The sequence below is a fragment of the Halomonas sp. BM-2019 genome (assembly GCF_017584085.1).
Genome location: NZ_CP071922.1, coordinates 1,657,604 through 1,662,537 on the forward strand (window position 1 = coordinate 1,657,604; position 4,934 = coordinate 1,662,537).

Here is a 4,934-nt window from a genome sequence, read left to right on the forward strand (position 1 = left end):
CACCGTGCCGAGAGGCCCGCCCAGCCCGCTGCTCACCCGGCGAGGAGAGGCGGGCATGAGTGGCGGGCCGATCCTGGTCTTCGATTCCGGCGTGGGGGGGCTATCCGTAGTGGCCGCGCTGCGCGAACGGCTCCCCCGCGCGGCCCTTGCCTACGCCTGCGACAATGCCATGCTCCCCTACGGGCTGCGCGAGGATGCCTGGCTGGTCGCGAGGATCCTGCGCGTCTGCGAAGCCGCCGTGGCGGTCAGTCGCTGCGTAACCCTGGTGGTGGCCTGCAACACCGCGAGCACCCTGGCCCTCGACGCGCTGCGTGAACGCCTGTCGGTGCCCGTGGTGGGGACCGTGCCGGCCATCAAGCCGGCGGCAGCCCTCTCCCGCAGCGGCCATATCGGCCTGCTGGCCACCCGCGCCACGGTGTCTCGCGCCTATACCCTGGGTCTGATCGAGGCCTTCGCCGCCGACTGCCGGGTGACCCGGGTGGCCGCCGATGCCCTGGTGGGCGAGGCCGAACGCTGGCTGGTCGGGGACGCCTCCGACCCCGAGGTGATCCGCCGGTCCCTGGTGCCGCTGTGGGAGGATCCGCTGCTGGATACCGTGGTGCTGGGCTGCACCCACTTTCCGCTGCTGCGTGACGTCCTGGCCGCCGCCGCCCCGCGGGAGATCCACTGGGTCGACTCCAGCGAGGCCATCGCCCGGCGCACGGCCCAGGTGGCCACCGGCGTGGCGCCGCGGCACGGGCCGGGGGAGAGCTTCGTCACCGCCGCCGACTCTCGGCTGACCGCAGGCCTCGCCCGCTTCGGCTTCGCCGAGCCGCAGCTGCTGGCACTCGACTGAACCCCACGGCCGCCGCAGGCCGCTTCACTTCCTAATTTCCCCAGGAGGCTCCTTGGCCATTCCCGTCGTCGACCCCGCCCGCTATGACCAGCAGCTCGAGGCCAAGCGCCGGCGCATCACCGAGCAGTTCGCTCGCTTCTCGCCGCCACCCCTGGCGGTCTACCCTTCGCCGCCCAGCCACTACCGGCAGCGTTGCGAGTTCCGGATCTGGCATGTGGGCGACGACCTCTTCTACGCCATGTTTAAAATACAAGAGTCCGAGATGGACCCCGAGGACCCGAAGAAAAAGCATAAGACGGTGGTGCGCCTGGACGGCTACCCGGTGGCCAGCCGGCGCATCAACGAACTGATGCCGGCGCTGCTCGACGCCATCCGCGACGTGCCGTTGTTGCGCCACAAGCTGTTCCAGGTGGAGTTTCTGACCACCCTCTCCGGCGAGGCGCTGGTCACCCTGATCTACCATCGCCCACTGGACGAGGCCTGGGAGGCCGAGGCACGCCGCCTGCAGGAGAGGCTCGATGTCATGATCATCGGCCGCTCGCGCAAGCAGCGCCTGGTACTCGCGCGCGACCACGTCTGGGAGCGGCTCGAGGTGGAGGGGCGCACCTTCGTCTACCAGCAGGTGGAGAACAGCTTCACCCAGCCCAACGCCGAGATCTGCCGTGCGATGCTGACCTGGGCCCGGGAGGTCACCCGCGATAGCCGCGACGGCGATCTGGTGGAGCTCTACTGCGGCAACGGCAACTTCACCGTGGCCCTGGCCGAGAACTTCCGCCGCGTGCTGGCCACCGAGATCTCGCGCACCTCGGTGGCCAGCGCCCGCGAGAACCTGGCCGCCAACGGCATCGACAACGTCACCGTGGGGCGCATGTCCGCCGAGGAGTTTGCCGCCGCGCTCAAGGGCGAGAAGGGCGGCCGCCGGGTGGCCGAGTGGGCGCTTCACGAGTACGACTTCACCACCGTGCTGGTGGACCCGCCCCGCGCCGGGCTCGACGAGGCCAGCTGCCGCCAGCTCCGTGACTACCCGCGTATCGTCTATATTTCATGCAATCCGGATACGCTGGTGGACAACCTGGCCCTGCTGAGCGAGACCCACGCGATCACGCGTTTCGCCTTGTTCGACCAGTTTCCCTGGACCCACCACTGCGAGTGCGGCGTGCTGCTGGAACGGCGTGACTGAGCTCGACCCTGGACGCGCCTGTCAAGCGGCGATGCCCAAGCGACATGCTCCATGAGCAAGTTGGCAGACCGGTGGGGGCCGCCCGGAGAGTGGCGTAAGCTAGCGACACGGCGCCCGCGGCGGGCGCCTGTCGAACTCTTCCGGTCGCCGTGGCGGCCCAAGGCACGAGGTGAGGGATGCAGCACGTTGCGCATGACGACGCCAGACAGGACATTCTCAAGCAGCTTGCCGAGCGGTTGAGCGCCCGGCTGGACGAGAGCAAGGCGGCCGAGGTGGAGGCCTTTGCCCGCTACTTCTATGCCTCCGTGCCGATCGACGACCTCGAGGAGCGGCGCCTCGACGACCTCTACGGCGCCACCCTGTCGGTCTGGCACTTCCTCCAGCAGTTCGACGCCGCCGACCCCAAGGTACGCGTCTTCAACCCGGACTACGAGGAGCACGGCTGGCAATCGCCCCACACCTTCGTGGCGGTCCTCCATGAGGACATGCCCTTCCTGGTGGACTCGGTGCGCATCGAGCTCAATCGTCGCGGCATCACGGTACATGCCATCCACAATGCGGTGCTGGCCACCGAGCGCGGCGAGGAGGCGCGCCTGCTGCGGGTTGCCTCACCCGGTGAGGGCGATGCGCCGAGCGAGCGGGAGTCGCTGATCGTCATCGAGATCGACCGCCACTCCGACCCGGGGATGCTCGAGGACCTGCAGGCCAGCCTGCACGAGGTGCTGGTGGACGTGCGCACGGCCGTCACCGACTTCGAGCCGATGCGCGACCAGGTCAAGGTCGCCCTGGAGGAGCTGCGTTGCGGCTGTCCGGCCCAGACCGACCCGGAGGACCACCGGGATGCCATCGCCTTCCTCGAGTGGCTGCTGCACGACAACTTCACCTTCCTGGGCTATGACGCCTACGAGGTGACCGAGCAGGGCGGCAGGCAGCAGCTTGTCAAGGTCGAGGGCAGCGAGCAGGGCGTCTTCCGCCTCGACCAGCCGCGCTATCGCGAGCGCATCCGCACCGAGCTGGGCGTCGAGAATGGCCAGTTCGTGCTGGTGCCGGAGCTGCTCTCCTTCGCCAAGAGCGCCCACCATGCGCGGGTGCACCGCCCGACCTACCCCGACTACATCTCCATCGATCGCTACGACGACCAGGGCAACCTGATCGGCGAACACCGCTTCCTGGGCCTGTTCACCGCAACGGTCTACAACGAGTCGCCGCGCAACGTGCCGATCCTGCGCCGCAAGCTCAAGGCGGTGATGGAGATCGCCGGCTTCAACCCCAAGGGGCACAACGGCAAGCAGCTGATGCAGATTCTCGAGGTCTACCCCCGCGACGACCTCTTCCAGATCGAGATCCAGGAGCTGGCTCGGACGGCGCTGGGTATCCTCAGCATCCGCGAGCGTCGCCGGGTGCGGCTCTTCATCCGCGAGGACCGTCCCGGGCGCTTCTACTCCTGCCTGGCCTTCATCCCGCGGGACGTCTTCTCCACCGAGCTGCGCCTGCGCATCCAGAACCTGCTCTGCGAGGAGCTCGACGCCACCTTCGGCGACTTCAACACCTACCTGTCGGAGTCGGTGCTGGCGCGCATCCAGTTCATCCTGCGCTTCCGGGGCGACCGGCCGGGGGCATACGACCTCAAGCGGCTCGAGGCCAAGGTCGCCCGGCTGGCCCGCAACTGGCGTGACGACCTGCAGGCCGCCTGCATCGAGGGCTTCGGCGAGGAGCAGGCCAACCGGCTGATGGACCGCTTCCGCGACGCCTTCCCCGCCAGCTACCGCGACGACTTCAGCGCCCGCACCGCGGTCTATGACCTGCAGCATATCGGCGAACTGGACGAGGGCGCGCCCCTGTCCCTCTCGCTCTACCGGCTGGTGGAGGAGGAGGGCAGCGGCGTCAATCTCAAGCTGTTCCATCGCGAGGTGCCGATCCCGCTCTCCGACGTGCTGCCGATGATGGAGAACCTCGGGTTGCGAGTGATCGGCGAGCGTCCCTACGAGATCGAGGCCAGTGACGCCCTCTACTGGATCCACGACTTCGACCTGGAGCACCACACCAGCGTCGAGGTCAACCTCCAGGAGATGCGCGAGCCCTTCATCGAGGCCTTCCAGCGCATCTGGGCCGGGGAGGCGGACAACGACGCCTTCAACCGCCTGATTATCGGCGCCAACCTCACCTGGCGCGAGGTGGCCATGCTGCGCGGCTACGCCCGCTACCTGAAGCAGATCCGTTTCGGTGTCTCCCAGGAGTACATGGCCGCCACCCTGGCCAGCCACCCCGAGATCACCCGGGAGCTGGTGTCGCTGTTCGAGCTGCGCTTCGACCCCGAGGAGCGGCCCGCCGAGGGCGAGGTGGAGGCCTGCATCGAGCGCATCCATCGCCTGCTCGACGACGTGGCGAGCCTCAACGACGACCAGCTGCTGCGTCGCTACATGGAGCTGATCCAGGCGACCCTGCGCACCAACTACTACCAGAGCCGGGGGGATGGCGGCCCCAAGGACTATATCGCCTTCAAGCTGGAGCCCGGCAGGGTGACCGGGATGCCCAAGCCGCGGCCGGTTTATGAGATCTTCGTCTGCTCGCCGCGCCTCGAGGGGGTGCACCTGCGCGGCGGCAAGGTGGCCAGGGGCGGACTGCGCTGGTCCGATCGCCTCGAGGACTTCCGCACCGAGGTGCTCGGCCTGGTCAAGGCCCAGCAGGTCAAGAACTCGGTGATCGTGCCGGTGGGGGCCAAGGGGGGCTTCGTCTGCAAGCGCCTGCCCGAAGGCGACCGCGAGGCCCTCCTGCGCGAGGGGGTCGAGTGCTACAAGACCTTTATCCGCGCCCTGCTCGATGTCACCGACAACCTCAAGGGGGGCGAGCTGGTCCCGCCGAGGGCGGTGGTGCGTCACGACGACGACGACCCCTACCTGGTGGTGGCGGCGGACAAGG

At 68.4% G+C, this 4,934-nt stretch carries 3 protein-coding genes; all 3 read left to right on the forward strand.

The window, feature by feature from the left end:
• The first annotated feature begins 55 nt into the window (after window positions 1-55).
• A complete protein-coding gene (gene murI / locus J5F18_RS08360; RefSeq protein WP_346302198.1) occupies window positions 56-835 on the forward strand; it encodes a glutamate racemase in 780 nt (259 codons plus the stop codon).
• Between the two features lie 52 nt (window positions 836-887).
• On the forward strand, window positions 888-2,015 hold the full coding sequence (gene trmA, locus J5F18_RS08365) for a tRNA (uridine(54)-C5)-methyltransferase TrmA (RefSeq protein WP_346301801.1): 1,128 nt from the start codon (window positions 888-890) through the stop codon (window positions 2,013-2,015).
• Window positions 2,016-2,191: 176 nt separating this feature from the next.
• The coding region (locus J5F18_RS08370) for an NAD-glutamate dehydrogenase domain-containing protein (RefSeq protein WP_346301802.1) at window positions 2,192-4,934 on the forward strand (2,743 nt) is incomplete at its 3' end.

Bases quoted from the DNA above. Each gene is read 5' to 3' on its own strand.
- murI (WP_346302198.1), top strand. From the start codon at position 56: ATGAGTGGCGGGCCGATCCTGGTCTTCGATTCCGGCGTGGGGGGGCTA.